Below are 25,858 nucleotides of genomic sequence, written 5' to 3' on the forward strand. Positions count from 1 at the left end.
CATGATCATCGTGATGGGCATCTTCGCCGCCGACCTCACCTTCCTCACGCCGCGCCTGCCGGAATGGACTGAGACCGTCATCGGCAGCGGCTTTCGCATCGGTCCAGGCGGCAAGGGCTCGAACCAGGCGATCGCCGTCGCGCGGCTGGGCGCGAAGGTGCAGTTCATCGCCAAGCTCGGCGAGGATGATTTCGGCCGCATGGCGCGCGGCATCTATGCGGCCGAGGGCGTCGGTACGGATTACCTCGGGACGAGCGCTGAACTTCCCACGGGCGCTGCCGCGATCATTGTGGATGACGGGCGCGCCGAGAACGCGATCATCGTCGTGCCGGGAGCCGCCGCCGCGTTGACGGCGTTGGAGATAGACAACGCCGCGACGGCCTTCGCTGCCTCGAAAGTATTCCTCACGCAGCTTGAGACACCGCTTCCGCCCGTCTTACATGCGCTGCGACGCGCACGCGCGGCCGGGCTCGTCACCATCCTAAATCCGGCTCCTGCGGCGGAACTGCCCGACGAGGTGTTGGGGCTGGTCGACATCCTCACCCCAAATGAGACCGAGGCGGCGGCACTGTCCGGACTTCCCGTTCGCAATCCATCCGAGGCCGAAGCGGCCGCGGATGTGCTCATCGCCCGTGGCGCCGGCGCGGTCATCGTTACTCTCGGCCCCGCAGGGGCCATGTTGCGGCGGCAGGGACGAACCGTGCTGGCAGCCAGCCTGCGCGCGGGCCCTCTCGTGGATACGACAGGGGCAGGCGATTCGTTCAATGCCGCGATTGCCGTCGCGCTCGCCGAGGGCCGCTCGATTGAAGAGGCGCTTCCCTTCGCCTGCGCGGTCGCGGGGCTCAAGGTCACAAAGGCCGGCGCCGGCGCCGGGATGCCCCGCCGGGCGGAGGTGGAGGCGCTGCTTGCGCGCGGGCCTCAGTGATTCCGGCCGCGCCCGGTTGCCGACTGCAACTCATCGATGCGCTTGGAGGCATCCGCCTTCGATAAGTTGGCGTCAAACGCTTCGCCGGCCTCCTCGCTGAGTGTCTTGAGGTAGGAGGCCTGAGCGCCAGTCATGCTTTCTCCGCCGGTGGTCCAATCAGCGGGATCCTTGACCGTGTTGGAGGGCAGCTCGCCCTGCTCCGCTGTTTTCGGATTCGCCTCGGTCTGATCGTCCTGCACTTTGGTTCGAGTAGCCATGACGTCGCTCCGTTCCTGTTTCGTTCGAAACAGATAGAGTGGCGACGCTGGCAAACCAGAGGCTCGGCGATCACGGAGGCGTGGCTGGGGCGGGAGGATTCGAACCTCCGCGTGGCGGAATCAAAATCCGCTGCCTTACCGCTTGGCTACGCCCCAATCGCGAGCGGCGCCTGCTCATAAGGCCGAGGCGGGTGGCACGTAAAGACCTCCGCCCCATCGCCACCACGCTTCTGGCTGCAATCCCGCAGCGGCCACCCCGGCCGCTTCCGGATCCGCAAAGAGCGCGAAGCAAGTAGCCCCCGAACCGCTCATCCGGGCCAGCAGGCAACCCGGCAGCGCACGCAAGGCCGACAGCACCGATCCGATCGAAGGTTCCAGGCTGATCGCCGCCGCTTCCAGATCATTGGGCTCGCCCGTGAGCTGCGCGACCAGCGCGGTCAGGCTCGGCCACCCGGGCGATTCGGGCGCTTCGGGCGCTTCGGGAGAGTAAGGCACGCCAGAGCGAGCGCGGAAGATTGCGGCGGTGGAGACGGCCACTCCGGGATTTGCCAATATCAGCCCCAGCTGGGGCAAGGGGGGGAGCCCGGTCAATTTCTCGCCGATACCCCTCATCCGCGCGGGCAAACGGTCGACACACACCGGCACGTCCGCGCCGAGGCCGACCGCGATGCGACCCATGACGTCAGCGGGCGTCGCGAGGGTCCAGGCAAGATCGAGCAGACGCAGGGCGGCCGCCGCGTCTGATGAGCCACCGCCGATACCGGAAGCGATCGGCAGCGCCTTCTCCAGCACCAGGGCGCCTCGGGGCGCGATACCCGCCTCCGCCGCCAAGGCACGGGCAGCGCGCAGGACCAGGTTGTCGCTCTCGCCGCTCAGACTGGCGCCGAATGGGCCGCAGACGGTCAGCAACAGCGTGTCGGCCGGTTTTACCGACAAGCGGTCCCCGACACCCGCGAAGACCACGAGGCTATCGAGCAGATGGTAGCCATCCGCGCGTTTCCCGGTGACGCGCAGGCTGAGGTTTATCTTGGCTGGCGCGAAACCCAAAGCGTCGGTCGCGGTTTCCGGTGTCCCGGCCAACAGCCTGCCCGTCTGCCCGGTCATGGCACGCTAGGACGCCACGCGGCTCGGCCGAACCCGCGGGCATCGTTACGGGAATGATCTTTGACCGGCATCAGCCGCGCCTCAGTTTTTGGCTGGCAAAGGCGGCTTGATGATCGCGGGCGGGGTAGTTGGCGCAAGCGCCGGCGACGTAGCGGCTGGCGGCGTGGCGCCGGGCGGAATCGCCCCAGGTGTCGCGCCAGGAGACCCGGCGTCGGGGGCCTTTGTCGCCGGCTTCTCGCTCGGCTTCGCAGGCTGCGCGCCACCCGCCGCCGGAGCCTTCGCCGCTGGCGTGTTCACTGGAACCGGCGCGGTTGGCGTGGCCTCGGCAGTCTGGAGCTGCAGCTTGCCCAATAGCTCAGCCGTCAGGCCAGCGTCCGGACCGAGCTGCAACGCGCGGCGCCACTGGAACATCGCCTGCACCCGGCGGCCATCCGCCGCATAGGCGTCGCCGAGATGGGCGTTGATGGTCGGATCATCGGGGGCAAGCTGCACGGCGCGAGTCAGTGTCGCGACGGCTCCCTTCGCATCGCCCTGCCGCATCTGGACATAGCCAAGGCTATCGACGATGGCGCCGCTATCCGGCACCGCCCGCAGCGCCTGCTCGATCATCTGGCGAGCCTGCGGTAGATTCTGCTTCCGCACGGCCCAGCTATAGCCGAGGTAGTTGAGAACATCCGGTTGTGTCGGGGCCAGCTTCAGCGCCTGCTGCAAATCGGCCTGCGCGCGTGGCCAGTCGCCGCCGAGATCATAGGCCATGCCGCGATCGTAATAGACCAGCCAGATCACCGGGCTGCCCGTTGGCAAACGCTTGAGCGCGGCAGTGAAGGATGTCGCCGCATCATTGTAGTGCGCACCGCCGCGCTGAAGATCTCCCAGCGCCAGCAATGGCTCGGCGCTCCAGGGATAGGCCGCGGCGAGGTCGGTTAGCAGCCGGCGTGCATCGGCATCCTGGCCGAGTCGCGTTTCGAGCACCGCGCGACGCATGGCGGCGAGCGGATAGAGCGGATCGCTCTTGCCGATGCTGGCGAGAGGCGCCAGCGCCACAGCGGCGTTGTGCCCGGTATCCGTGACGTCTGAGAGCAGCAACCGGGCGGCGGTGAAATCCGGCCTGAGCTGCAGGGCGAGCTGGAGCAGAATCAGCGTGGTCTGCTGATTGCGCAGCCGCACCGCCGCCGGGACCTGCTGCGAGTTCTGCTGGTCCTGCAAGGCACCGGCAAGATTGACATAGGCCTCCGCCAAACCGTCCGTCGCGTTCCGCACAGGGACAGTCGCGAGATGCGCCTTGAGTGCGGGCACCACCATCGCAAGCGCCAGATCGCCGTTCAGCCCATCCAGCACGCGGTAGGCTCCGGCCTTATCGCCCGAACGCAGATCCCAGCTCGCAACCACCTGCGCGAGCCGGAGATTGACGACGCCGACGCTGCCCTGCACCAAGCCGTAATTCTGCGCGGCGACCGCGATGCGGTCGGCCTGATCGGCGATGAGCGCTGTGTGCAAGGCGTAAATGCTGCGCAGGTTCGGCGCATTCGCCAGGGTCTGCAGCGTGGCGAGCGCGGCGTCTGTCTGGCCGGCGCCCCGCTGCGCCCATGCGATCAGCAACGGCTTCATGATCTTGGTGAGGCCGTCAGGCGTCGGGATGGACTGGTAGCGGTGCAGCGCGTCTTTCCAGCGCCCCGCTCGCGCGCTGGATCCGGCGAGCAGCAGCGCCGCCAGGGGATCATGGGGCACCCCGGTCGCCAGCGCGCTGGCGGTGCCATGATTGCCGGCGAGCAGCTCCAACAGGAAGGCCTCGCCCAGTAGGCCATTCGCGGCCGGGTCCTGCCGCAGCGCCTGACGCATGGCGCTGGCCGCCTGGGGGAAATCCATCCGGCTTGCGGCATATTGCCCGACCAGGAAATCGGCATAAGCGCCTCTACCGGGGGGCAGGGCACCAGCGGCGTCAGGTGGCGTACTCGCGGCGCAAGCGGAGAGCGCGGTCAAAGCCAGCAGAATGCTGCGGCAAAGCATGGGGCCATTTCTCATGGCGGGATGGTATCAGCGGTGGCGGCAGCGCACCATCCGGGCGACCTCGGCAGGCTGGTGCTTTTCCGCGATGTAATGCGGTTTGCGCTCCGGATAGTGTCCAGGTGAGATGTTCAGCGCTCCCGCATTACCGCTGAGCTTTCCGGTCGAATGGCTTGCCGGAGGCGACGGTTCGGAGGAAGCATCGGCGCCGCGGTGGCCAGCCGCGTTGCGCCTCTGGAGGAATAGCGACGATGTACAGCGTGACCTTGGGAAGCGACGGACCGCATGTCACGGGCCTGGGACTTGGCTGCATGGGCATGTCCGACTTCTACGGCGCCGCGGAGCATGACGAGAGCATCGCGACCCTGCGCGCCGCGCGCGACCGCGGCCTCGACTTCTTCGACACCGGCGACTTTTACGGCGCGGGCCACAACGAGCTGCTGTTGCGCGAGGCCTTCGACACCGCCGCCCGTCAGAAGCTGATTTACAGCGTGAAATTCGGCGCCATGCGCGATCCGGCGGGCGGCTTCGTCGGCTTCGACTGCCGGCCGGCCGCGGTGAAGAGCGCGCTCGCCTATTCCCTGCAGCGACTCGGCACGGACTATATCGATATCTACCGCCCCGCCCGCCTGGACCCTGAGGTGCCGATCGAGGAGACAGTCGGGGCGATCGCGCGGTTGGTGGAGGAAGGTTACGTCCGCCACATCGGCCTATCCGAAGTGGGTGTCGCGACCCTGCGGCGCGCCCAGGCGGTGCATCCGATCGCGGATCTGCAGATCGAATTCTCCCTTCTGGCACGCGGGATCGAAGCGGCGATTCTGCCAACCTGCCGCGAGCTTGGCATCGGCATCACCGCCTATGGCGTCCTAGGACGGGGGTTGTTGAGCGGGAGGTGGTCGCCGGACGGCGCGGTCGGCGACACGCGCAAGAACCTGCCTCGCTTCGGCGGCGCGAACCTCGCCCACAACCTCAAGATCGTCGAACGTCTGAAAGCCGTCGCGGTCGAAAAGGGCGTGACCGTCGGGCAACTGGCCATCGCCTGGGTCGCCTGCCAGGGACCCGACATCCTGCCTCTCGCCGGATCGCGGCGGCGGGACCAGTTGGAGGAGGCTCTGGCGGCGCTCGACATCGTCCTGACGCCCGCCGATCTGGAGCGGATCGGGGCCATCGCGCCGCCGGGCGCGGCGGCCGGAGACCGTTATGACCGCCACGGGATGGCGCGGCTCGACAGCGAGACGCCGGAGCCGACCGGGGCATGAGGGAGTCGCTCGCAGTCCATGGATGACCTGGCGCTCCTCCGCCTGCAGATCGAGTGGGGCGCCGACGAGGCGCTCGCCGACACGCCGTTCGACCGCTTGGCGGAACGTGCGAGCGGCGCCAGGCTGGCGGTCGAGAAAACGGCGCCGCCCGAGACCGAAAGCCCCGCCACGTCACCGGCAGCAGCCTTGCGCATGGACTCAGCACTCTCCACGCCCAGCTTGCGTTCCCAGGTGGCCTTCCTCGGCGGGGTCAACCGGCCGGCGCCCGCTCAAGCGGCGGCACTTGCAGCCTCCTGCGAGTCTCTGGAGGCGTTGCGCGCCGCCATAGCGGGCTTCGAGGGCTGCGCATTGCGCGACACCGCGACCAATCTGGTCTTCTCGGACGGCAATCCCGCGGCACCGATCATGATCATCGGCGAGGCTCCGGGCGGCGAAGAGGATCGCGCGGGTCGGCCTTTCGTTGGTCCCTCCGGCCAGTTGCTCGACCGCATGCTAGGGAGCATCGGGCTCGACCGAACCGGGGTTCTGATCACCAACATCATTCCCTGGCGGCCGCCCGGCAACCGGTCACCTTCGGATGTCGAGGTCGCGACCTGCCTGCCGTTCGTCATGCGCCACATCGCGCTGGTCGCCCCGCGCCATGTCCTTTTGCTGGGAGCAACGTCGGCCCGCGCGCTCACCGGCAATAGCCAGGGCATCCGGCGCATTCGCGGCAATTGGTATGATCTTGAAGTTCCCGGTATGGTTGAGCGAGTGCCAGCTTTAGCAACTTATCACCCAGCATATCTAATGCGTACACCTAGCGCGAAAAGAGAAGCCTGGAACGACCTGATTTCACTGCAAGAACGAGTTAAAGATTACTAGCGATTACCATTGTTCATTCCGTAATAGTACGTAAATAAACAATGAGCATTGAACCAAATCACCATTAACTGGCCGGAAATGCTTCCATGAGGGTTGCGATGCTGTAGCGTCTTGTTGTACCGGTCCTCGGATGCGAGGGATCGTCACTACGTTCTCCCGCCTTCTCAATGCCCGCGCTGTCATCGCGAGCGCTGCAATCCTTGCTGGAACGGCCGCGCCCGGTCTCCACGCTCGGGCGCAAGAGAGGGCCACGATGGACAACCAACCGCAGGACCAGGTGGCCTATGCGGTGCCGCGCGTGGCACCTCATGGTAGTGACGGCGTTGCGCTGCCGCAGCCGCTCAATCCCAGCGATGCCGCTCTCGTACGGCAAATTTTCGACCTTCAAGATCGCGGCAAGATCTCAGCCGCCGTGGACACCACGGCCCGGCTCTCCAACCGCATACTGCTCGGCCGCATCCTGGCCGACCGCTATCTCAGCCCACATACGCGCATCGGCGCGCCGGATCTGCGGCAATGGCTGGCGAACTATGGCGACCAGGCGGATGCCCCGGCGATCACCGCGCTCCTTCTTCGTCGGGTGAAGGTGCGCAAGGACATCCCGGCCGTGCCGGCGCTGCCCTCGCTCGCACTGCCGCAGGCTCGGGCAAGCGCCGATCTCGACTTGCGGCCCTCGGATAGCGGCGTCCGGCGACAGCCCGCTTTCGACGCCGGTGTCATCGGGCTGAGCCTCGGCGGCCAGATCAAACAGGCCGTCGCCAGCATCTCGGCGGCGCGGATCGATCCCCTATACGGCGCTACGCTGCGTGCCGAGGTGGCTCGCACCGCTTTCGCCAAGGACCGTAACGGCACCGCCCTCGTGATCGCGCGCCAGGCGATGCAGGAGTCGCATGGCCGTCTCGGCTTGCCCGCCTTTGTCGCCGGCCTCGCTGCCTGGCGTGGGAATGATGACGCGGCCGAAGCACTGTTTGGCCAGGCGGCTAATGCGCCCGCGGCTTCTCACGAGCTCGTCGCGGCGGCCTCCTACTGGGCGGCCCGCGCAGCGCTTCGGGCGGGCAAGGATATGGACTACCTCTCCTGGATGCGACGATCCGCCGCGAGCGGGGATGGGTTCTACGCCATGCTCGCCGATCATATGCTGGGGCAAGACTCGCCAACCGGTGTTTTCGCGAAGCAGACTTTGGGCCTCGCCGATCTCGACGCGCTCGCCAGCAATCCGCGGGCCGAGCGCGCTTTCGCGCTGCTGCAGGTCGGGCAGACCGACGCGGCCGAGGCAGAATTCCGGATGCTCTATCCTGAAATCTCCGGCGATCCGGGATTGCAGCGCGCGCTGATGCTGGTCGCCTGGCAGGCGGGCATGGCGACCTTGGCGAGCCAACTTGCGAGCCTAGATCCGACGCGCGGCAGCGCGACGCCGGTGGTGATCCCGCCGCGCTCGCTATTCCCGCGACACGGGCTGCATGTCGATCCGGCGCTGCTCTATGCGCTGGTCAGGGTCGAATCCAACTTCGACACCAAGGCGGTTTCGGGTGCCGGGGCGCAGGGGCTGCTGCAGCTCATGCCAGCGACCGCCGCTTTCATGAACCATACGGGCAGCGGACACGTTCAGCGCCGCGCCTCAGGCTTGGCCGACCCCGCTTTCAACCTTGAGATGGGCCAGCGTTACCTGAACTATCTGGCGCAACAGACCGATGGCGATCTGCTGCGGATTCTTGTGAGCTACAATGCGGGTCCGACCCAAGCTGACGGCTGGGACAATGCCGCCATCGCGATGCAGGACCCTCTGCTGTATATCGAGATGATCCCGAACCCGGAGACTCGGCACTTCGTATTTGGCGTCTTGCGCTATAGCTGGGCTTACGCGGCGCAGTTGCGGCTCCCCTCGGCGAGTCTGGATGCTCTGGCGGAGGGACAATTCCCCCGTATGACCGCCACCGCCATGGCGGGGTCGCCGACGATCCACTAATATCGGTGGATGGCTGCGGACCCTGTCTTCCTCCCCGTCAACATCGCCGTCCTGACCGTTTCCGATACGCGAAGCCTTGCCGATGATCGCTCGGGCGATACGCTTGTCGCGCGCATCGCGGCGGCGGGGCATCGCGTCGCCGACCGGCGGATCGAGCGGGATGATGCCCTGGCCATCACCGCCGCGCTGCGCGGCTGGATCGCCGATCCCTCGATCGATGTGGTGATCACCACCGGCGGCACCGGCGTCACCGGGCGAGACGTGACGCCCGAGGCCTTCGCGCAGGTGCTCGAAAAGGAAATCACCGGCTTCGGCGAACTCTTCCGGATGCTGAGCTATGCCAAGATCGGCTCGTCAACGATCCAATCCCGTGCGCTCGGTGGTGTGGCCGGGGGCACCTATCTCTTCGCTCTGCCCGGCAGCACGGGCGCCGTCAAAGACGGCTGGGACGACATTCTGGTCACACAGCTCGACAGCCGCCACCGCCCCTGCAACCTCGTCGAGCTTATGCCGCGCCTGAAGGAGCACCTGCCCTCCTCCAGCCAGACATAAACATATCTTTATGTGTGGTAGCTGATGGAATGGGAGGCGCCGGGGCTCGTGCTTGACGGTCGCGCCTATGGCGAGGGCGACCTGATCGTCTCCGTTTTCACCGAGGAACATGGCGTCCATCGCGGTCTTGCGCGGGGTGGGGCGTCTCGGGGACGCGCCGCAAGCTGGCAGGCGGGCAACCTGCTTCACTTGCGGTGGGTCGGACGTCTGCCGGACCAGCTCGGCAGTATCACCGGCGAAGTCATTCAGGCGACCGCCGCTTCCGCTATGGCGGAGGCCGGGCCGCTCGCGCTTCTGCGCGCCGCCTGTGCGGTGGCGGCTGGCGCGTTGCCTGAGCGAGAGGGGCATCCGCGCGTGTTCCTCGGACTGCTGCGTCTGCTGGCCGGCGCCGGAGCCGGCGTTGCGACCGCCGGCGATCTGGCGCGTTGGGAGATGACCCTGCTCGCCGATCTCGGCTATGGACTCGACATCACCCAATGCGCCGTAACGGGCGCCACGGACGACCTGCATTACGTCTCGCCCCGCACCGGCCGGGCGGTGGCCGAGGCCGCCGTCGGGATTTGGCGCGAGCGGCTGCTGCGACTGCCCCCCTTCCTGCGTGACCCCGAGGCGAGCGGCGACGACACGGAATGGCGGGATGCGCTGCGGCTGACCGGCCATTTCCTGGAGCGAGACGCGTTCGGCCACCAGCATCGGCCGCTTCCCGAACCGCGGCGGCATCTCTATGAGACGCTCGACGCGGCGATCCGTTCGCGATCCGTTCCCGTTGCTCCTGGGGGTGCCGATGCCTGATGACCTCGCCGGCCATATCGAGGACGCGCCGCTCGCCGATGCTCTGGGCGAGCGCTACCTCGCCTACGCGCTCTCCACCATCATGTCGCGCAGCCTGCCGGACGTGCGGGACGGGTTGAAGCCGGTCCATCGCCGGCTGGTCTACGCGATGCACCAGCTACGGCTGGACCCGGCGGCGGCGTTCAAGAAATGCGCCCGCGTGGTGGGTGACGTGATGGGTAAGTTCCATCCCCACGGCGACGCCTCGATCTACGAGGCCATGGTGCGGCTCGCGCAGGATTTCGCGGTGCGCTATCCGCTGGTCGAAGGCCAGGGGAATTTCGGCAATATCGACGGCGATAACGCGGCGGCGATGCGTTACACTGAGGCTCGGCTAACCACCATCGCCCAGGCCCTGCTGGAGGGGATCGACGAGGACGCCGTCGATTTCCGCGCCACCTATGACGGCGAGGAGCAGGAGCCGTTGGTGCTGCCCGGCGCCTTCCCGAACCTGCTCGCCAACGGGGCCGCCGGTATCGCCGTAGGCATGGCGACCTCCATCCCGCCGCATAACGCCGGAGAAATCTGCGCCGCCGCGACCTTGCTCATTCGCAAGCCTCAGGCGACTACCGCCGAGTTGCTGCAGTTCATGCCGGGTCCCGACTTCCCCACCGGCGGCGAGTTGGTCGAGGACGGCGCGGCAATTCTGCAGGCTTACGAGACTGGACGCGGCAGCTTCCGGCTGCGCGCGCGCTGGAGCGTGGAGCATGGCAAGCACGGCACCTGGACCATTGTCGTCACCGAAATCCCCTATCAGGTGCAGAAGTCGCGGCTGATCGAGCAGATCGCGGCATTGATGGAGGAACGGAAACTTCCGTTGCTCGCCGATGTTCGGGACGAGAGCGCCGAACTGGTGCGCATGGTTCTCGAACCGAAAAGCCGCACGGTCGAGCCATCGATGCTGATGGAGAGCCTGTTCCGCGCGACGCAACTCGAGACGCGTGTGCCGCTGAATATGAATGTGCTCGATGCGACACGCACCCCGCGCGTGATGCCGTTGCGCGACGTGTTGCGGGCCTGGCTCGATCACCGGCACGAGGTGCTGGTGCGGCGGTCGCGCCACCGGCTGACCGCGATCGAGCGCCGGCTTGAGATTCTCGACGGCTATCTCGCGGTCTTTCTCAATCTCGACGAGGTGATTCGTATCATCCGCGAGGAGGATGAGCCAAAACCCGCGCTGATGCGGCGTTTCGAGATTTCGGATTTGCAGGCCGAGGCAATTCTCAACATGCGGCTGCGTTCGTTGCGCCGCTTGGAGGAGATCGAGCTTCGCAAGGAACACAAGTCTCTCACGAAGGAAGGCAAGGATCTCCGCACGCTGCTCGATAAGGAAGGCATGCGCTGGGACCGCATCGCACAGGAAGTGGAGAAGACGCGCGCCGCCTTTGGCCAGGGTCCGCTGGGCGACCGGCGCACGACCATGGGCGCGGCGCCGCCCGTGGTGGAAATCGACGAGGCGTCTCTGGTGGAGCGCGAGCCGATCACGGTGATCCTGTCGCAGAAGGGCTGGGTGCGCGCGGTGCGCGGGCATCTCGCGAATGATGCTGAGCTACGCTTCAAGGAAGGCGATGCGCTACGCTCCATCGTGGCCTGCGAGACGACCGACCGGCTGTGCCTGCTCGCGACGAACGGCCGCGCCTATACGCTGAAGGCGGCGGATATTCCGCGCGGTCGCGGCGATGGCCAGCCGGTGCGGCTGCTCGCGGAGTTCGGCAACGAGGATGAAGTGGTGGCGTTCTTCACCTGGACCGCGGAGGCCCGATTCCTGCTCGCCTCCTCGCCTGGGCGGGGTTTTCTCGTGAAGGCCGAGGATCTGTTGTCCGAGCGTAAGGCCGGCAAGCAGGTTCTCAACGTGAAGCCCGGCGAGGAGTTGGCCTTATGCGTGGAGGCCGTTGGCGACCACATCGCTGTGGTGGGCGAGAACCGGAAGATGTTGGTGTTCCCTCTGGCCGAGGTGCCGGAGATGGCGCGCGGTACCGGGGTGCAGCTGCAACGCTATAAGGAAGGCGGCATCGCCGATGCGCGGATTTTCCGTCTGGCGGACGGGTTGAGCTGGAAGAGCGGGGAGCGGGTGCGGACCGAGACGAACCTGCGCGACTGGCTGGGAAGTCGTGCCCAGGCGGGTCGCCAGCCGCCGGTGGGCTTTCCCCGGTCGGGGCGGTTCACCTAGGACTTGCGGAGGCGGCCCGGATGGCCGTCAACACGATCAGGTCGCCGCCCTGCGACACGTGATGCTTGACATTGCGCCATTCACTCCGATTCTGGAGTTATCGCAAATTAGGCGCCTCCGTTGTCGATCCACCTCTCCTACCCCGTCACACGCTACGAGCTTGCCCCGCTCATCGACCTCTCTGACCGAACCGAACGGGAGCGGCTGAGTGGGGCGGGGCTGACGGCGTTCTTTGCCATCATGCAGAGGTGGAAAATCCGGGACGAGGATGCGCGCCGCCTCCTCGGCACGATGTCCAACGGCAGTTTCTATGAACTCAAGAAGGATCATGGCCGGCTGCTGGACGAGGACCGGTTGCGGCGGGTTTCCTATCTCGTCGGCGTCTTCAAAGCGTTGAACATCCTCTATGGCGAGGCGCTGGCCGATCGCTGGATGACGATGCCCAATAGCAATCGAATCTTTGCCGACATGACGCCCCTCGCCTATCTCATCCGCGGCGGATTGCCTGCCTTCCAGACGCTGCGGCGGCTGCTCGATGCGCGCCGGGGCGGAATGTGACACCGCGGCTCACGGCACTTCGCCAGAACGATACCCACCGGCTCATCTCTTCCAAATACAGCGACAACGGCGCGAGCGTGCTGGCGCGCCTTACGGCGGACGAGAAGACGCTGGCGGCAATCTTCGATCTCGACCACGCCACCAACGAGCGGCTGCTGGCGGAGAATGAACGGCAGCCGGGGATCGCGCGGGAGGAATTGCTCGGCCCCTCGCCTTGTTTTCGCATCGTCAATGCCGCCTTCACGCATGCGCATCCGCTTGGCAGCCGCTTCAACGGACCGGATCGCGGTGCGTGGTATGCCGCTTTCGAGCTGGGCGCCGCGCAGGCCGAGGTCGCCTGGCACAAGTCGGTGGAATTGGGGGAAATCGGCTACTTCACCGATTCCATGACCTATGACAGCTACCTCGCCGACTTCTCCGCCGCCTTCCACGATATCCGAAACGATGCGGGTTTCGCCGGCTGCCTCGATCCCAACGACTACCGGAAATCGCAGCTTCTGGCCGAAACTTTGGTCGAGACGGGGTCCGCCGGTATCGTCTATCCGAGCGTGCGATACCCGGCCGGGACGTGTCTGGCCTGTTTCCGGCCTGGGTTGGTGACGCATGTGCGGAAACATGCGCGCTATCGGTTCAGCTGGAGTGGCTCGCCGGTACCCGATATCGCGCTGGAAACCACCTACTGACCACGCAATGAATTCTCACCGGTTCGCGTAGCGGCGGCCAAGGCTGCTTAGCCCGACGGCGAGGATCAGGATCGCGCCCTGGAAAACGTATTGATAGAAGGTGGGCGCTCCGAAAATCGCCAAGCCGTTGAAGCCGATGGCGATGATCAGCCCCCCGAATAGTGTGCCGATGATGTGGAACTCGCCGTCCCGCAAGGTAGCCGACCCCAGGAAGACCGCGGCGAAAGCGGTAAGCAGATAGCTATCGGCGGCGCTGGTGGTGCCGCTGCCCAAAGCCGAGGCCAGAAGGATGCCGGTGATCGCGGCGCAGACACCCGCCACCATGAAGCCCATGATCTTGATGCGATCGACACGGATGCCGCTGAACCGCGCGGCGAGCGGATTGCCGCCCACCGCCTGGATGCTTTGACCAATGGAAGTGCGCTCGACCAAAACCCAAAGCAGAGCTGTCACGACAATCATGATGAGCACGTTGTGCGGAATGCCCCACAATCTCCCCAAGGCGATATTGACAAAGCTATCGGGCACGCCCGCGGCAATTGGGGCGCCGCTGGAATAGGCGAAGTTCAGGCCTACGACGATCGTGCCGGTGCCGAGTGTGGCAATCACCGAATTGACGCCGACTTTAGTGACGATGAGGCCGTTGATCAGACCGATCAGCGCGCCGACCAGCAGCACGATCGGAATTGCAACGGCCGGCGGCAGACCGTCATTGACCATGAGGCCGGTGACGAGAACGCCCTCGAAACTGGCGGCGAAACCGATGCTGAGGTCTAGCTCGCCGACGATGACGGCAACGGTCAGGCCGCCCGCAATGATCAAGGCGAGCGCTGCCTGGTTGAGAACGTTGATGCCGTTCGACAGCGTCGGAAAGGCGGCGGGTGCCATGGCGGAGAATGCGCCGATCATGATCACCAGCCCGACGATCGTGCCGTATTTGGCCAGCAGCGACGGCAGCGCGCTGGTTTTCTCCTGCTCGGGCGCGGCGCCTGACGCGGTCGTCATGATGGCTGAGATTCCTCGGTGCTGAGATAGCTGGCCTGGACCAGGGCCTCGCGGGTGATGGCAGCGCCGCGCAGCTCCGTGGCGATGCGGCCCTCCACCATGACGAGGACGCGGTCGCAGAGGCCCGGCAGTTCCTCCGTCTCGGAGGAAATCACGATGATCGACACGCCTTGAGTGGCAAGTTCGCGGATGATGCGATGGATTTCCTGGCGCGCGCCGATATCGACGCCGCGCGATGGTTCGTCGAGGATGAGCACGCGCAGACTACGCGAAAGCCATTTGCCGATCACGACTTTCTGCTGATTGCCGCCGCTGAGTCGGCCGACAGGCGTCGCGACATTGGGCATCTTGATGAGCAGCCGCTGGCTCATCTCCTGCGCCTGTTTATCGCGGCGCCGCATGCTCATAAGTGGCAAAGGTGGCGCGACATGCAGGCCGAGCAGCGAGGTCAGGCTGAGGTTGAAGGCCACGCTCTTCGCCAGCACCAGGCCCTCCGAGCGCCGTTCCTCGGGCACTAGACCCACACCCGCCTCGACCGCATCATGCGGAGTGCGCGGCGTGAAAGCGCGGCCACAGAGCGTCATCTGGCCGCCCTGCATGGCATCGGCGCCGAAGATCAGCCGCACGGTCTCGCTGCGGCCGGAGCCAACGAGGCCACCCAGACCGAGCACCTCGCCCTTATGGAGGTCGAAGCTGACATCGCGTACGGCACTGCCGCGACGGAGGTTCCGGACGCTGAGCGCAATCTCGTCGCTTTCCGGAGCGATCACGTTTGCAGCGGCGAGCGCGAAAGTCTCCGGCTTGTCCGTGCCGACGATCGCTTCGACCAGGCGGGCGCGGTTGAGGCTAGCACGGTCGATTTGCGCAGCGAGCAGGCCGTCCCGGAAAGCTGTCACGTGGTGGCAGAGGCCAGTGATCTCATCAAGCCTATGCGAGACGTACAACACCGCGACGCCATTGCCCGAAAGGTCGCGCACGATGCGGAACAGGTTGTCGCATTCATGGGCCGAGAGGGACGCGGTGGGTTCGTCCATCACGATGAGACGCGATCGGCGCACCAGGGCACGGCAGATCGAGACCAGCCAGCCTTCGGCCACGCTCAACGCGGCAGCGGGAGTTTCAAGCGAAAACCTGATGCCGACGCGGGTGGCAATGGGCTGGACGAGCTGACGCACGCGGCGCCAGTCGACCAGGCCGAGCGTGCTGGCTTTGGGAACGCCGAGCATGATGTTTTGCAGCGCCGACATCCGCGGTACGAGGTTGAGCTCCTGGTGGATGAAGCTCAGCCCGAGCGCGGTCGCCTGATCCGGCGTCGCGATGGAGACGGGCGTGCCGTCCACGGAGATTTCGCCTGCGTCCGGGGATTCCAGCCCAGCGAGGATCTTGATTAGCGTGGACTTGCCGGCGCCGTTCGCACCGACAAGCCCATGGATCTCGCCAGCGCGAAGGTCGAGATCGACACCCTTTAGCGCGCGCACACCGCCATAGTGCTTGCGCAGGCCGGTGACGCGAACCAGTGAAGATACGGTCGCTGGTGTAGCGGTCTCCGCGCCGACAGGCTGGATGGCGCTATTTCCCAAGAGCGTCGGGATGTTCCTTGATGAAGTCAGCGACGGTCGCCGACGTCACCACGACGGGAGGAACCTCGACAGCCTTGGGCTGCCACGACTTTCCAGCGGCGATGGCATCGGCGACCGTATCGACTAGCGTGACGCCCTCCTGTTCGCTGTTCTGCCAAGCCGTGGCTTCCATGAAGCCCTTCTGGATCGCAGCGATGGCCTGGGCGTTGCCGTTCTCGCCATAGACCTTCACATCCGTCCGCATCTGCTGGCGGAGCGCGGAGATGGCGCCGATCGCTGGATCGTCCCAGCAACCCCAGATCGCGAGCTTGCCGCCGGCCGGATGTGCCGCGAGCCAGGCGGTGGCGTATTGCGCGCCGTCCTGGAAATAGCCGGGAATGCGGACCTCGTTCTTGGTGACCTTGATCCCCGGCGTCTTGGCGAGAATGCCATCCATCACCTCCTCGCGCTGCCGGCACACCTCGCCGGTGTGATAGGTCAAAGCGAGCAGTGAGCCGTTGGGACCGAGGTAAGCGGCAGCGGCGGTGATGATCGGGATGGCCAGGGGACCACCGCTGCCATTGGTCGCGACGATGCCGTTGCCGAGCCCACCACCCCAGGTCGCGACCGGAATATTGGCGGCCCTAGCGGCGGCCAGGCCCGCGCCGAGTGAGGTTGCTGGAAAGACGAGATCGATGATCGCGCCGGCTTTCCGCTGCACGAGATTCTGAATCGCGGCATTCGCCTGATCGGCGCTGCCTGCCGCGTCGATAACCGAAACGGTCCAGCCCTTAGCCGCCGCTTCCTTCTGCGCGCCTCGAATGAATCGCGCGTTATTGGCTTCGTTCGCGGAAATCGAGACGAGGCCAAGGAGGAATTTCGGAGATTGCGCCTGTGCGTGAGGCAGTTGGCCCCAGAGCACGGGCACCACGACTGCGGCCAGCAAAAGCAGACGGTGGGTCCGCATCGGGCGTCCTCCTGGATATATCTCTTTGGACAAGAGCATTTTTATGTGGAACCTCGCGGCTCAACCGCAGGCTAGAGGATCAGTCGAGACGGGGTCAATGGGGCGGGAGTTGTGCGCTAACGGGTTAGCAATGAGTTTGGTCTAGCTTTCAACCGACCTTGAAGATCTGCCGTTCCGTACCGTTTCCGTTATGGTGGGATTGATCGGTAAACCGCGACAGCAACACAGAACAGGAACCCGGACCTTGAACTTTCTCTACGAACTTGTCGCTAACCCGTCAGGGACTTGGGCCGCCGCTTCGATGCCGACCAGGATTGTCGCTATCAGCTTAAGTGTCGCGCTCATCTACATGATCGGCAGCGCGATCGTACGCGCGGCAACGACGCGCAGGTAGGTGCTAGCGACACCTATGCGGCCTTGCCCTTTTTCTTCTTCTTTCCCTCTCGCGCGATCTGACTGGGAGCGGGGCTACCGCCCTTCGCGCGGTCGAGCACGAAACGCGCGTATTCCTCCATGTCACCGTCAAATGGCACAACCGTGCCATCGGCGGCGAGCCACAGGCGGTCGGCGACAAGTTCCATGAGCGAACGATCATGGGTGATGAGGATCACCGCGCCCTCGTAGTCGTTCAATGCGTCGAGCAAAGCGCGGCGGCTGTCGATGTCGAGATGGTTCGTGGGCTCGTCCAGAATCAGCAGATGCGGTGCCGCATGAGCGACCAGGTTCAACAGCAGCCGGGCGCGCTCGCCGCCTGACAGATCGAAGACAGTCGTCTCCTGCTTGCTGAAGCCCAACCCCCATTGCGCCAGCCGCGAGCGTCGCGCGGTTTCGCTGATTTCCGGCATGGTGCGTCGGGCGATCTCGAGGGGTGTGTCATCCGGATCCATCGCCTCGATCTGATGCTGATGGAACCAGCCGACTTTGATACGGCCTTCGCGCGCCATGCGGCCGGAGCGGATCGGCAGCACGCCAGCGGCCATCTTCGCGAAAGTCGACTTGCCTGCACCATTGACGCCCAGCAGCCCGATCCGGTCGTCGGTATCGAGCCGCAGGTCGAGGCCGCGCAGGATCGGCGGATCGTCGCCATAACCGACATCGACGTTTTCCAGCCGCATGAGCGGTGGCGCGAGCGGCCGCACGGGCGAGGGCAGGATGAATGGCGACACCCGCTCCTCGATCGTCTCGGCCACCGGCTCCAGCTTGGCGAGGCGCTTCATGCGGGATTGCGCCTGAGCCGCCTTGCTTGCCTTGGCGCGGAAACGATCGACGAAGCTTTGCAGATGGGCCCGCTCGGCCTCCTGCTTCACGCGGGTCGCGGATAGGAGGCGCAGCCTCTCCGCACGCCGGCGCTCGAAATCATCATAGCCGCCGGTATAGAGGTCGAGCTTGCCTTCGGTGACATGCAGAATGTGCTGCACCGAGTTGTTCAGCAATTCGCGGTCGTGGCTGATGATGAGCGCGGAATAGGGATATTTCTGCAGGCGCGCCTCCAGCCACAGCGCGCCTTCCAGGTCGAGGTAGTTCGTGGGCTCGTCCAGAAGCAGAAGGTCAGGCTGGGCGAAAAGTGCGGAGGCCAGAGCCACGCGCATCCGCCAGCCACCGGAGAACTCCGCCATGGGCCGCGCCAGATCCTCGGTCGAGAAGCCGAGGCCGCTCAGGATTTCGGCGGCGCGAGCGGGGGCGCGGTCTGCGTCGATCTCCTCGAGCCGCATGTAGATGTCGCCCATCCGCTCGGGCTCGGCGGTCTCAAGCTCCGCATAGAGCGCGTCGCGGGTCGTGTCGGCAGCGAGGATTGTCTCAATCAGGGAGATCGGGGTCGCCGCGTGCTCCTGATCCACGGCGGCGATACGGGCCGCCTTGGGCACGACGATCTCGCCGCCATCCGGCTGCAAGGTGCCGAGGATGAGCTTGAAGAGGGTCGATTTGCCGACGCCATTCCGGCCGACGAGGCCGACCTTGGAGTTCAGTGGCAGCGTGACGCTGGCGCGGTCGAAGAAGCGGCGTCCCCAAGCGTTGAAGACGAGGTTATCGATCTGGATCATGGTCAGGGGTGCCGAAGAAGGGAGGAGCCGCGAGAGGGCGGGTGCATGGCGCGGCTTCCTACAGGCTTTCCACCCCAGCGACCAATGGTCTTAGTCAGGCGAGGGTCCCGCAGGACGCATCGGCGGCGACCGACCCTTGCCTCGCCCGGTCGCGACCGATCAGCGCCAGCCCCTCCGCGACAGAGACGAATTCGCCCCCGCCTGAGACCTTCTCGGCCCCGAAGCGATGCTCGAACAAAGTGCGGACGGCTGGGACGAAGGAGGTTCCGCCAGTGAGGAAGACACGGTCGATCTCCTCCGGTTTCAGCCGTGCGGCGTCGAGCGCCTGCTGGATGGTGCCAGAGATCCGCCTGAGATCCTCGGCGATCCAGCCCTCGAATTCATGGCGGGCGATCACGCGTTCTGTGGCGAAGTCGCCATGGGCGAAGCGCAGGGTGGCGGTCTCGTCGCGGGATAGTTGGGCCTTCACGGCGCTGACGGTCTGGTAGAGCTGGTAGCCGAGTTCGTCCTCGATCAGGCGGATCAGCGTTCTGAGGCGATGCGGATGGGCGCTGGCGGCGGCCACCTCTTCGATGGCGCGGAGGGTCTTCGGGGCGCGCATAAGCGACAGACGATGCCAGCGGGCGAAGCCGGAGAAGTATTCAGGCGGCACCGGAAGCTCGGTGCCTGTGACGGTATAGACGTCGCCCTTGCCCAGCAGCGGCGAGACCACCTTGTCGATGATGCGATAATCGAAGGTATCGCCGGCGATGCCGATGCCGGCGTAGCCGAGGGGACGGACGCGCGTCGCATTGTGCGGGTCGAAGCGCATGACCGAAAAGTCGCTGGTGCCGCCGCCGAAGTCGCCGACCAGCACCGTCGCGGGCGCCCGCAGGGTGCGGGCGAAGCGATAGCCCGCGGCTTCGGGCTCCAGCGCGACGTCGATGGCGGCGTAGCCGGCTTGCGCGAAGGATGCGCGGAGCCTGGTCTCACCAAACGCATCATCCGCGAACTCACCAGCGAAGCGAACCGGACGCCCGGCGACGACCGACGCCTTGGTGGCATCCACCGGGAGGAGGTCGCGCAGGAAGAGCGAGACCATGTCCTCGAGCGTGAAGATCCGGCCGAAGATATTGGTGCGGGTAAAGCTGCGCTGGGCGAGATACGTCTTCATTGACATGATGAGACGGCTGTCCAGCGGGTCTTCGAGGTAGCTCTGAACGGCGGCGGGACCGGCGGCGTGCTCCAGCGTCCGGCGGCCGCGCGTCTCCTTGGTCCAGAAGCAGAGCACCGTGCGGAAGACATCCAGCGTGGATTGGCCGAGCGGATAGGTCTCGGTGGTTATGCTGCCGTCATCGGCCAGGCTCGCGACCACGCTGTTGGTGGTGCCGAAATCAACGCCGATCAGCCGCGTCATCCGCTGGTTCCCACCCCGTCGAAGGGGGTGGGTTCAACGCGAAGCTCGAGCCGGATGCAAGAGCTACTGAGCGGTAGGTGCCCTGCGGTAAGTCGTAGCCGCGTTACAGGAGGCCGCCGGCGGGCGCCGGGCGGGCGCGCTGATTGTAGAGGAGCTTGGACCGCCGCTCCCGCTCCTCCTCCGGCAGCTTCGCCGGGTCATCGGCTAAATCGGCACCCACTGCCATGCCGCGCTGCACCGCCGGTCGGGCGGCGAGTTCGTTCAGCCAGCGCTTGAAATACGGGAATTCCTCGATGTCCTGGCCTTGCCCCTGCCAGTTCACCGCCCAGGGATAGGAGATCATGTCCGCGATTGAATAGGCATCGCCGGCCAGATAGCGGTGGTTGAACAGCCGGTTGTTCAACACGCCGAAGATCCGATTAACTTCATCGGTGAAGCGCCGCACCGCATAGGACTGGTCGCCCTTGGTATCGCCGAGCCTGCGGAAATGGCCGCATTCTCCGGATTTCGGGCCTTGGTTTGCCATCTGCCAGATCACCCACTCCGTGACCTCGACCTTGCCGCGCAGGTCCTGCGGGAAGAATTTGCCGGCCTTCTCCGCCACATACAGCATGATCGCGCCGGATTCGAAGATGCTGAGCGGCGCTCCGCCATCGGCCGGAGCGTTATCGACCAGCACCGGCATGCGGTGGTTCGGATTGATCGCGAGAAACTCCGCCGTGAACTGGTCGCCGCGACCAATGTTGCAGGGAACGACGCGATAGTCCGAGCCGAGCTCCTCCAGCAGGATGGTTACCTTCTTGCCATTGGGCGTGGGCCAGTAATGCAGATCGAACATCGTCGCGGTTCCTTTTCTGTCAGGCTTCCGGCTGCTTATGGATCGGGTCGATCCATAAGACTTCCTCGGGCGGCTCGATGGGATCGACATCCGTGATATTGACGACCACCGCCTCGTTGTCCGAGCGGACGAGGACGCATTCGAGGGGCTGGTCGGGTGCCGCGTTGATCTCCTGGTGCGGCACATACGGCGGTACGTAGATGAAGTCGCCGGGATTGGCTTCCGCCACGAATTCGAGGCGCTCGCCCCAGCGCATGCGCGCGCGTCCGCGCAACACGAAGATCACACTCTCGAGCGCGCCATGGTGATGCACGCCAGTCTTGGCGTTCGGCTCGATCGTCACCTTGCCGGCCCAGATCTTCTGCGCGCCGACTCTCGCGTGGTTGATCGCGGCCTGGCGAAACATGCCCGGAGTTTGCGCGGTATTGGGATCGAGCTGATCGCCCTTTATCACGCGGACGCCGTCATGCTTCCATGGCGGCGCATCCTTGTCGTGTTCGTGCGAATGGCCGTGATCATGGTCGGTCATGGCGCTATCTCTCCCGCCGGTTATACCGACTTCGCCGGATGCTGGACGCGGCGAGCGGTCAGATCGCGTAGTTGAAGGAGTCGTAGGCCAGTTCGCTCAACAATTCCGTGACGTCGCGATCGGTGCCCGAGGTATCAACACGCACCGGCCGCGCGGGGACGCCGGCTACCGTCGTATACGGCTCCACGCTGTTCAGCACGACGGAACCCGCGGCGATGCGGGCGAAAGGCCCGATCTCGATATTGCCGAGGATCTTGGCGCCGGCACCAATCATCGCGCCGCGCCGCACTTTGGGATGCCGGTCACCGTCGTGCTTTCCGGTCCCGCCGAGAGTCACGTCCTGGAGCAGCGACACGTCATCCTCGATGACCGTGGTGGCGCCGACAACCAAGCCGGTTGCGTGATCGAGGAAAATACCGCGCCCGATCTTCGCGGCAGGGTGGATATCGGTCTGGAACACCTCGGAACTGCGGCTTTGCAGATATAGTGCGAAATCGCATTCGTGTTGCCGCCACAGCCAATGGGTCAGGCGGTGCGCCTGAATGGCGTGGAATCCTTTGAAATACAGAAACGGCTCGATGAGCCGGCTGCAAGCGGGGTCGCGGTCGAGCACCGACGTAATATCGGCGCGCAGCCCCAAACCGATCTCCGGCGTGTCCGACGCCGCGCGATGGAACGCCTGGACAATGAGGGAAAGCGATATCACCTCATTCTTCAGGCGCGTCGCGATGCGGTGAAACATCGCAGCCTCGAAACTCGGCTGGTTCAGGATGGAATCGAGGAACAACGGCGCGAGCATCGGCGCCACCGCATAGGCCTGCTCGGCCTCCAGCCTCAATTGCTGCCAGATCACGTCGGTCTGCGAGTCCTGACTATCGCGCGAGACGATGGTCAGGTGGCTCAGCCTGGGATGCGCCATCACCGGATCACTGATGTCAGATGCTCAGGAAGTCCGGGACCGACAGGTAGCGTTCGCCGGTGTCGTAGTTGAAGCCGAGGACGCGAGAGCCAGACGGCAGGTCCTTTATCTTGGCGGCGATGGCGGCCAGCGTGGCACCTGACGAGATGCCGACCAGCAGTCCCTCCTCCCGCGCCGAACGGCGGGCATAGTGCTTGGCGTCATCCGCCGAGACCTGGATCACGCCATCCAGGAGGCTGGTGTCGAGGTTCGCCGGGATGAAGCCGGCGCCGATGCCCTGAATCGGATGAGGTGCCGGGGCGCCGCCCGAGATGACCGGCGACAAAGCGGGCTCGACCGCGAACGCCTTCAGCTCCGGCCAATGCGCCTTCAGCACGCGCGCGCAGCCTGTGAGGTGCCCACCGGTGCCGACGCCGGTGATGAGCACGTCGAGCCCCTGAGGGAAGTCTGCCAAGATCTCGCGCGCCGTTGTTTGGACATGGATGTCCACGTTGACGGGATTCTCGAATTGCTGAGGGGTCCAGGCACCGGGGGTTTCCGCGAGCAGTTCCTGGGCACGGGCGATCGCGCCCTTCATGCCCTTCTCCCGCGCGGTCAGATCGACGGTCGCGCCATAGGCCTTGGCCAATTGGCGACGCTCGATCGACATGGATTCCGGCATCACCAGGACGAGCTTGTAACCCTTCACCGCGGCGACCATGGCGAGGCCAACGCCGGTATTGCCCGAAGTCGGCTCGATAATGGTGCCGCCGGGCTGGAGCTGGCCGTTCGCCTCGGCGGCCTCGACCATGGCCAGCGCGATGCGATCCTTGATCGAGCCGCCTGGATTAGTGCGCTCGGACTTGATCCACACCTCAGAATCGGGAAATAGGCGAGCCACGCGGATATGCGGCGTGCCGCCGATGGTCGCCAGAACGCTTGAAGCCCTCATTGTCTTTCTCTCAGTGCTAAAAGCGTGACAACGCCTAACGTCGCGGCAGAAATTTCCTCGTCTATCGGACCGTAACACACGGTCGCTCGCCGGTGTATGTCTTCCCGGGAATGCCCCCTTTGCGCTGGAAAGGGTGGGATTAGCGATGGTCGCCCGGCGCTCATTGGGAGAGTTTATGATATGCGAGTGGCTTTTGTATATGGTCATATTCACTAATATAAATAGTCTATCCCTGTGGGCAACTGGCCAATCCTGCACCGCTTCTTGGGGTAAGCCTCGCCGTGCTAGCCTCGCCGCGTGATGAGCACCGCGCCCACACTGCTGCCGCCCGACTACTATCTCGACCACTTCCATCAGGTGATCGACGGCGTCACGTCTCGTTACGGGTTCCTGTTGATCGATGGCGAGAGAGATCATCTCCGGCATGTTATGGGGCTGAGCGTCCCGGCCCGCATGCTTTACGCGCGGCTGGTGAACCGGCGCGGGCCTTGCTTCCGGGTCGGACGCCTCGCCTACCCCGAGATCGGAGCGCTGGACCGCCCTTTGGCGGAGTTGCTCGGGGCGGGGCTGCTTGTAGCGTGCGTGGAGGACCTTGCACCGGGTCCGACGGCGGAAGCGCTCAACTGCTTCACGCATGCCGAGCTCAGGGTGAGCCTGAGAGGCCAAGCGTTGCCGCGGCTGGCTCGCAAGGAAATACTGTTGGCTTGGCTGCACGAATGGGATGGGCGCCCAGCCTGGCTACTACAGTTGCTGACTGGACAGCCAGTCGTTCGGCTGCCGACCGGCGATCCCTGGCATTTTCTACGGTTTCTCTTCTTCGCTGATCTACGCGATAATCTCTCGGATTTCGTGACGCAGGCGCTTGGCCATGTTGTTCTTGAGCAGGTCACGCCCGAGCATCTCCGCGCGCATTTTCAAAATCGCCAGGAAGCCGATGACGCCTATCGCATGGCGATGCTCTATGCGGCGTTCCGTCGTCTACGCGATACCCAATCCGCGTCGGAGACGCTCGGCTGGTGGCATCACCAAAGCGTGGAGCGCGGCGTGCTTACCGCCGGTGTGGCGCTGTTCGACCGGCTGGTCGATCGCCTCGGGCGAAGGCTCGAACGGGAGGGAGCGACGGATGACGCGCTTGCGCTCTATGCGACAAGCCCGGTCGCGCCGGCACGCGAGCGGCAGGCCCGGCTTCTGATCAAGCGTGGCGACCGGGTCGCGGCACGCGCCATAATCGACGCCATGCAGGCGGCGCCATGCCACGCCGAGGAAGACTATACGGGGCGGCAGTTGCTAATGAGACTGGAGAAGACGTCGCGACGCAGCGAGGCGCGGAGCTACCAGGGAACGAGCCGGTGCGTCGTCATCGACTATCCCGAAGGTGGCGTCGAAGCGGCGGTTCTGGCGCATTATCGATCCGAGGGCTGGCACGGAACGCATTCCGAGAACTGGCTATGGAAATCGGGTTTCGGGCTTTTGTTGTGGGACATCATCTACGATCCATCGGTCGGGACGTTTCATTCGCCATTGCAATTCGCGCCCGGCGATCTTCACGAGCCTTTGTTCTACGAACGGCGGAAGGCCGCGATCGAGGACCGCCTGCTTCGCTTGGCGGAACCGCGGGCCGCACTCGCATTGATGGAGCGTCACTACCAGGCCAAGCATGGTATCGCCAACCCGTTTGTTTACTGGCACGACGAGCTGCTTTCCGTTCTTGAGATCATGGTCCATCGGCTGCCGACCGAGGGACTCGCCGCCGCACTCAGGCATTTGGCGCAGGATGTCGGGCGCCGCTCACGCGGCCTGCCCGACTTGTTCCTCTGGACGGATCAGACCTATCGCTTCATCGAGATCAAGTCGGCGAACGACCAGCTCTCCGCGCATCAATATCAATGGCTGCAATTCCTCGAAGAGACCGGGATCCATGTTTCGCTTGAAAGGATCGAGCGGCCGGGTTTCGCGCGCACTCGGAAGGGCGACAAGAGCCGCCCGACGCACACCGGGACCGACGAGGCGCGTTCAGCCTAGGTTGCAGCCTCTTCGGCGACCGCCGCCAACATTGTCGTCATGCCGCCCAGGACTTGCCAAACGCCGGGCAGATCTCCATGCCGCGCTGCAAGCCATTCCGGGTCATCATAGGCGAGCCAGGTTTGGGATGCCTCATCCTCCCAGACCAGGGCTTTGAGTGGCAGATCGATCCCCATCGTTTGTGCCGTTTGCATGAGGGGCGTTCCCGCCTTCGCGTTGCCGAAAATGAGCAGTTCGGTCGGCCGCAGCGTCAAGCCCACCTCCGCAGCGGCTTCGGCATGGTCGATACGCGCCAGAACGGTCACGCCCCGGGCGGTCACCGCAGCGGCGAGACGGTCCATCGTCTCCTTTGGACCGTGGCTGCTTGCACATGTCGTCAAGCCTTCGATCTTCATGGCGATAACCTCTCCCCACAGGCCTAAGATGAGATTTGACGCCGGATACCGATTTGAACGCAAGATCTACGGCGCGCGCGCG

23 protein-coding genes and 1 tRNA gene are annotated in these 25,858 nt (G+C 65.1%); 10 read left to right on the plus strand and 14 right to left on the minus strand.

Features of this window, described 5'->3' with window-relative positions:
- The first annotated feature begins 1 nt into the window (after nt 1).
- On the plus strand, nt 2-925 hold the full coding sequence (gene rbsK, locus GSQ83_RS05255) for a ribokinase (RefSeq protein WP_158801836.1): 924 nt from the start codon (nt 2-4) through the stop codon (nt 923-925).
- Here the strand turns inward: rbsK and GSQ83_RS05260 are convergent.
- From GSQ83_RS05260 to GSQ83_RS05275, 4 genes are all read right to left on the minus strand, one after another.
- Entirely contained in the window at nt 919-1,182 is a 264-nt protein-coding gene (locus tag GSQ83_RS05260; protein WP_158801837.1) for a DUF3072 domain-containing protein, read from the minus strand. The two genes, rbsK and GSQ83_RS05260, sit on opposite strands and share 7 nt — an antisense overlap.
- 81 nt (nt 1,183-1,263) lie before the next feature.
- Nucleotides 1,264-1,338, minus strand: a tRNA-Gln gene (locus GSQ83_RS05265).
- Between the two features lie 18 nt (nt 1,339-1,356).
- Complete coding sequence (locus GSQ83_RS05270; protein WP_158801838.1) at nt 1,357-2,286, minus strand: 4-(cytidine 5'-diphospho)-2-C-methyl-D-erythritol kinase; 930 nt, start codon at nt 2,284-2,286, stop codon at nt 1,357-1,359.
- Nucleotides 2,287-2,367: 81 nt separating this feature from the next.
- A complete protein-coding gene (locus GSQ83_RS05275; RefSeq protein WP_158801839.1) occupies nt 2,368-4,308 on the minus strand; it encodes a tetratricopeptide repeat protein in 1,941 nt (646 codons plus the stop codon).
- A gap of 233 nt (nt 4,309-4,541) precedes the next feature.
- On the opposite strand from GSQ83_RS05275, the gene GSQ83_RS05280 reads away from it, so the two are divergent.
- From GSQ83_RS05280 to GSQ83_RS05315, 8 genes are all read left to right on the plus strand, one after another.
- Nucleotides 4,542-5,549, plus strand: coding sequence for an aldo/keto reductase (locus GSQ83_RS05280; RefSeq protein ID WP_158801840.1), 1,008 nt, complete (start codon nt 4,542-4,544; stop codon nt 5,547-5,549).
- Nucleotides 5,550-5,567: 18 nt separating this feature from the next.
- Nucleotides 5,568-6,413 carry a uracil-DNA glycosylase family protein gene (locus tag GSQ83_RS05285; RefSeq protein ID WP_158801841.1) on the plus strand — a complete coding sequence of 282 codons (846 nt, stop codon included), beginning with the start codon at nt 5,568-5,570 and terminating at the stop codon, nt 6,411-6,413.
- A gap of 253 nt (nt 6,414-6,666) precedes the next feature.
- On the plus strand, nt 6,667-8,379 hold the full coding sequence (locus GSQ83_RS05290) for a lytic transglycosylase domain-containing protein (RefSeq protein ID WP_158801842.1): 1,713 nt from the start codon (nt 6,667-6,669) through the stop codon (nt 8,377-8,379).
- Between the two features lie 9 nt (nt 8,380-8,388).
- Entirely contained in the window at nt 8,389-8,931 is a 543-nt protein-coding gene (gene moaB / locus GSQ83_RS05295; protein ID WP_158801843.1) for a molybdenum cofactor biosynthesis protein B, read from the plus strand.
- A gap of 24 nt (nt 8,932-8,955) precedes the next feature.
- On the plus strand, nt 8,956-9,723 hold the full coding sequence (gene recO, locus GSQ83_RS05300) for a DNA repair protein RecO (protein WP_158801844.1): 768 nt from the start codon (nt 8,956-8,958) through the stop codon (nt 9,721-9,723).
- On the plus strand, nt 9,716-11,932 hold the full coding sequence (parC, locus tag GSQ83_RS05305; protein WP_158801845.1) for a DNA topoisomerase IV subunit A: 2,217 nt from the start codon (nt 9,716-9,718) through the stop codon (nt 11,930-11,932). Before recO ends, parC begins: the two co-directional genes overlap by 8 nt.
- Nucleotides 11,933-12,052: 120 nt before the next feature.
- The gene (locus GSQ83_RS05310) at nt 12,053-12,490 is read left to right on the plus strand and encodes an antitoxin Xre/MbcA/ParS toxin-binding domain-containing protein (protein WP_158801846.1); all 438 of its coding nucleotides are present in this window, start codon (nt 12,053-12,055) and stop codon (nt 12,488-12,490) included.
- A complete protein-coding gene (locus tag GSQ83_RS05315) occupies nt 12,487-13,173 on the plus strand; it encodes an RES family NAD+ phosphorylase (RefSeq protein WP_174246627.1) in 687 nt (228 codons plus the stop codon). Before GSQ83_RS05310 ends, GSQ83_RS05315 begins: the two co-directional genes overlap by 4 nt.
- A 15-nt stretch (nt 13,174-13,188) precedes the next feature.
- Here GSQ83_RS05315 and GSQ83_RS05320 read toward each other — a convergent pair whose 3' ends face one another.
- From GSQ83_RS05320 to cysK, 9 genes are all read right to left on the minus strand, one after another.
- Complete coding sequence (locus GSQ83_RS05320) at nt 13,189-14,178, minus strand: ABC transporter permease (RefSeq protein WP_158801847.1); 990 nt, start codon at nt 14,176-14,178, stop codon at nt 13,189-13,191.
- Complete coding sequence (locus tag GSQ83_RS05325; protein WP_216849939.1) at nt 14,175-15,758, minus strand: sugar ABC transporter ATP-binding protein; 1,584 nt, start codon at nt 15,756-15,758, stop codon at nt 14,175-14,177. The genes GSQ83_RS05320 and GSQ83_RS05325 overlap by 4 nt, the downstream gene beginning before the upstream one ends.
- A complete protein-coding gene (locus GSQ83_RS05330; RefSeq protein ID WP_158801848.1) occupies nt 15,748-16,704 on the minus strand; it encodes a substrate-binding domain-containing protein in 957 nt (318 codons plus the stop codon). The genes GSQ83_RS05325 and GSQ83_RS05330 overlap by 11 nt, the downstream gene beginning before the upstream one ends.
- Nucleotides 16,705-17,111: 407 nt before the next feature.
- Entirely contained in the window at nt 17,112-18,746 is a 1,635-nt protein-coding gene (locus tag GSQ83_RS05335; RefSeq protein ID WP_158801849.1) for an ABC-F family ATP-binding cassette domain-containing protein, read from the minus strand.
- Nucleotides 18,747-18,840: 94 nt separating this feature from the next.
- Nucleotides 18,841-20,142, minus strand: a complete 1,302-nt coding sequence (locus tag GSQ83_RS05340; RefSeq protein WP_158801850.1) for an Hsp70 family protein — start codon at nt 20,140-20,142, stop codon at nt 18,841-18,843.
- Nucleotides 20,143-20,245: 103 nt separating this feature from the next.
- Nucleotides 20,246-20,980: a glutathione S-transferase N-terminal domain-containing protein gene (locus tag GSQ83_RS05345; protein ID WP_158801851.1), complete on the minus strand. Its 735-nt coding sequence runs from the start codon at nt 20,978-20,980 to the stop codon at nt 20,246-20,248.
- A gap of 19 nt (nt 20,981-20,999) precedes the next feature.
- Entirely contained in the window at nt 21,000-21,509 is a 510-nt protein-coding gene (locus tag GSQ83_RS05350) for a cupin domain-containing protein (protein ID WP_158801852.1), read from the minus strand.
- Nucleotides 21,510-21,567: 58 nt separating this feature from the next.
- A complete protein-coding gene (gene cysE / locus GSQ83_RS05355) occupies nt 21,568-22,428 on the minus strand; it encodes a serine O-acetyltransferase (RefSeq protein ID WP_158801853.1) in 861 nt (286 codons plus the stop codon).
- A 16-nt stretch (nt 22,429-22,444) separates the two neighbouring features.
- Nucleotides 22,445-23,359 carry a cysteine synthase A gene (cysK, locus tag GSQ83_RS05360; protein ID WP_158801854.1) on the minus strand — a complete coding sequence of 305 codons (915 nt, stop codon included), beginning with the start codon at nt 23,357-23,359 and terminating at the stop codon, nt 22,445-22,447.
- Between the two features lie 300 nt (nt 23,360-23,659).
- Here cysK and GSQ83_RS05365 point away from each other — a divergent pair, with 300 nt between their 5' ends.
- Complete coding sequence (locus GSQ83_RS05365; RefSeq protein WP_158801855.1) at nt 23,660-25,381, plus strand: VRR-NUC domain-containing protein; 1,722 nt, start codon at nt 23,660-23,662, stop codon at nt 25,379-25,381.
- Here GSQ83_RS05365 and GSQ83_RS05370 read toward each other — a convergent pair.
- A complete protein-coding gene (locus GSQ83_RS05370; protein WP_216849940.1) occupies nt 25,378-25,722 on the minus strand; it encodes a DUF302 domain-containing protein in 345 nt (114 codons plus the stop codon). The two genes, GSQ83_RS05365 and GSQ83_RS05370, sit on opposite strands and share 4 nt — an antisense overlap.
- Nucleotides 25,723-25,858 lie beyond the last annotated feature (136 nt).

The sequence above is a fragment of the Acidisoma sp. L85 genome (genome assembly GCF_009765865.1).
Lineage (GTDB): Bacteria > Pseudomonadota > Alphaproteobacteria > Acetobacterales > Acetobacteraceae > Acidisoma.

Coding starts and splice junctions, on each gene's coding strand:
- rbsK (WP_158801836.1), top strand. CDS start 2: ATGATCATCGTGATGGGCATCTTCGCCGCCGACCTCACCTTCCTCACG.
- GSQ83_RS05260 (WP_158801837.1), bottom strand. CDS start 1,182: ATGGCTACTCGAACCAAAGTGCAGGACGATCAGACCGAGGCGAATCCG.
- GSQ83_RS05270 (WP_158801838.1), bottom strand. CDS start 2,286: ATGACCGGGCAGACGGGCAGGCTGTTGGCCGGGACACCGGAAACCGCG.
- GSQ83_RS05275 (WP_158801839.1), bottom strand. CDS start 4,308: ATGAGAAATGGCCCCATGCTTTGCCGCAGCATTCTGCTGGCTTTGACC.
- GSQ83_RS05280 (WP_158801840.1), top strand. CDS start 4,542: ATGTACAGCGTGACCTTGGGAAGCGACGGACCGCATGTCACGGGCCTG.
- GSQ83_RS05285 (WP_158801841.1), top strand. CDS start 5,568: ATGGATGACCTGGCGCTCCTCCGCCTGCAGATCGAGTGGGGCGCCGAC.
- GSQ83_RS05290 (WP_158801842.1), top strand. CDS start 6,667: ATGGACAACCAACCGCAGGACCAGGTGGCCTATGCGGTGCCGCGCGTG.
- moaB (WP_158801843.1), top strand. CDS start 8,389: ATGGCTGCGGACCCTGTCTTCCTCCCCGTCAACATCGCCGTCCTGACC.
- recO (WP_158801844.1), top strand. CDS start 8,956: ATGGAATGGGAGGCGCCGGGGCTCGTGCTTGACGGTCGCGCCTATGGC.
- parC (WP_158801845.1), top strand. CDS start 9,716: ATGCCTGATGACCTCGCCGGCCATATCGAGGACGCGCCGCTCGCCGAT.
- GSQ83_RS05320 (WP_158801847.1), bottom strand. CDS start 14,178: ATGACGACCGCGTCAGGCGCCGCGCCCGAGCAGGAGAAAACCAGCGCG.
- GSQ83_RS05330 (WP_158801848.1), bottom strand. CDS start 16,704: ATGCGGACCCACCGTCTGCTTTTGCTGGCCGCAGTCGTGGTGCCCGTG.
- GSQ83_RS05335 (WP_158801849.1), bottom strand. CDS start 18,746: ATGATCCAGATCGATAACCTCGTCTTCAACGCTTGGGGACGCCGCTTC.
- GSQ83_RS05340 (WP_158801850.1), bottom strand. CDS start 20,142: ATGACGCGGCTGATCGGCGTTGATTTCGGCACCACCAACAGCGTGGTC.
- GSQ83_RS05345 (WP_158801851.1), bottom strand. CDS start 20,980: ATGTTCGATCTGCATTACTGGCCCACGCCCAATGGCAAGAAGGTAACC.
- GSQ83_RS05350 (WP_158801852.1), bottom strand. CDS start 21,509: ATGACCGACCATGATCACGGCCATTCGCACGAACACGACAAGGATGCG.
- cysE (WP_158801853.1), bottom strand. CDS start 22,428: ATGGCGCATCCCAGGCTGAGCCACCTGACCATCGTCTCGCGCGATAGT.
- cysK (WP_158801854.1), bottom strand. CDS start 23,359: ATGAGGGCTTCAAGCGTTCTGGCGACCATCGGCGGCACGCCGCATATC.
- GSQ83_RS05365 (WP_158801855.1), top strand. CDS start 23,660: ATGAGCACCGCGCCCACACTGCTGCCGCCCGACTACTATCTCGACCAC.
- GSQ83_RS05370 (WP_216849940.1), bottom strand. CDS start 25,722: ATGGACCGTCTCGCCGCTGCGGTGACCGCCCGGGGCGTGACCGTTCTG.